The sequence below is a fragment of the Phaeodactylibacter luteus genome (genome assembly GCF_007993045.1).
Lineage (GTDB): Bacteria > Bacteroidota > Bacteroidia > Chitinophagales > Saprospiraceae > Phaeodactylibacter > Phaeodactylibacter luteus.
Genome location: NZ_VOOR01000120.1, coordinates 1 through 2,035 on the forward strand (window position 1 = coordinate 1; position 2,035 = coordinate 2,035).

The following is a 2,035-nucleotide window of genomic DNA, read 5'->3' on the forward strand; positions in this document are numbered from 1 at the left end:
TAGTTCTTTCTGCCCAAGGCCAGGGGCCGGATTTTGTTCTCGATATGGTTATTATCGATGAGCAGGCGGCCGTCCTGGAACAGGGCCACTAAAGTGGGCCATTGATTTTGGGCATAGGTGAAGGCCTGCCCGATCGCACTTTTGGGGGTGACATAGACGCACTGCTCATCCAGCCAGTCTTTGAACTCCTGGAACAAGGGCCGCAGATGCTCTTCCCGGTAGGCTTTACGCTTTTCAGGGGTATATCCTGCGGTCTTGCGTTCGTGGCCATAGATCTGCTGGATGAGCCCCAGAGCATGCTGGGCCCGTTTTTCATCATTGCCCAGGGCTTCGAAGAACTTACGCCGCACATGTGCCCAGCAGCCCAGGCGTTCTACATCGGCACGTGCAGCGATCTGGTTGTAGGAGCCCAGCCCGTCGGTCTGTAAGAAGCCGCCCTGGAAGCCGCTCAATACAGTATTGGCGGCCTTCTGGCCACGATTATCTTCATAGACAAACAGCACCTGCCCGGTCTGCGGGCTGCGCACAGCCCACATCCAGCCCAGCATCTGCTTACTGCCCTTTTTGCGGGTATCTACTTTGATGAGGTTGCCGTCCTTGTCTTTGAGGATTTTAGTCAAGACCTTTATTTTTGATTCGTCGGCTTGCAGATAGGCCTGTCCCAGTATCTGCTGCCGATGGGCTTCGTACAGGGGCTTAAGCAGGGTGCAAACGGCTACAAACCAGCTATTGATGGTCGATTTGTGGACCGGCCAGTCATAATTGCGCTTAAAACGCTCGATCTGCCGGTAAAAAGGCAAATGATCGATGTATTTACTGACAACAATGTGAGCTAGCAGGCTAGCCGAGGCAATACTCTTTTCAATGGGGCGGCTAGGCAGCGGTGCACAGACAAAACCGGTGTTTCCATCCACCCGCGTATTGGGCCTGGCGTATTTGGGGCGGATCAGCCGGACGACCTTCAGCTCCGCCGGTGTATATTCCACGTACTCGGTGATGTGCTCGCCAACACGCACCATGCCCGTAGTATCTTCTTCCGGTTCCAGGGTCTTTTCTTCTACCGGGAAATGCTCCGGCAGCGGGGTGCGCCCGGGGTGCTTCTTTTTTGCCACCGGCTTATTGCGCTCGTAGCTGATCTTTTCCCGCAAGGGGGCCATCTCCGCCCCCTCCGCTCCGGCCTCTTGGCCGGCAGCGAACATATTGAGCTGCCCGGCCGGTGGCGCATCCGCTACAAAGCGTTCGCTCTTACGCCCAAACAGCATACGCTCCAACTTCTCCAAACGGAATTTGAGCTGCGCATTTTCGGCCAAAACGGCCTCGTATTCTGCTATGGAAACGGTTGCATTCATTGGTGAAAAGATACGGAAAAGGCAGCAAAATCAGGCACCGTGGCGGTATCTTTTACGCCTTTTTATGGATTTTAATTCGATGCCTTCCAGCACTAGCACCAGCTCCGGCCAGCTTAGCTCGGCCGTCCCTTCACGGGCCGCCAGGGGCAGCTCAAAAGTCCCCTGCTCCAGCTGTTTGTAATACAGGGCAAAGCCTGTTACATCCCACATCAGCAGCTTAATGCGGTCGCGGCGTCGGTTCACGAAAATGAATACGTCGCCGCTCATCAATTCCTGGCCCATATGCGCCCGCACCAGGCCGCTCAGCCCCGAAAAGCCCTTGCGCATATCTGTGGCCCCACCGTAGAGGAAATACCGTTGCCGAGAAGAAAAACTAAGCATGATCCAGGTGTTGTATGATTTGAGCAAGGGTCGCTGGCGAACCGCTGCGCAGGCGCAGCTCCTGACCGGCCAGGCACACTACTACTTCATGTGCCGCCCGGGGTCCGTGCGCCGCCCGGGGACGGATGCGAAGGAAGCCGGCCCCTTCATCTGGAACGTGTCCCGCCAGACGGCGCTGCCAATAATAAAAAGTGGCTGCATTGATGCCTTCTCGTTCACAAAAGGCCTTCTTGCTCAGCCCAGAAGTGGCCTGCTCGGCCAGTAGGGCCTTCCATTTTTGTACGCGTGTGTCTTGATTCATATCT

Annotated in this window: 3 protein-coding genes; all 3 read right to left on the minus strand. The window is 55.9% G+C overall.

What is annotated here, in order from left to right:
- Positions 1-1,349 (minus strand): IS66 family transposase (gene tnpC, locus FRY97_RS21695; RefSeq protein WP_147169716.1); only part of this gene is annotated, 1,349 nt, incomplete at its 3' end.
- Between the two features lie 30 nt (positions 1,350-1,379).
- On the minus strand, positions 1,380-1,730 hold the full coding sequence (tnpB, locus tag FRY97_RS21700) for an IS66 family insertion sequence element accessory protein TnpB (protein ID WP_147169717.1): 351 nt from the start codon (positions 1,728-1,730) through the stop codon (positions 1,380-1,382).
- Positions 1,723-2,035 (minus strand): IS66 family insertion sequence element accessory protein TnpA (gene tnpA, locus FRY97_RS23040; protein WP_394349367.1); only part of this gene is annotated, 313 nt, incomplete at its 5' end. The genes tnpB and tnpA, both read right to left, overlap by 8 nt.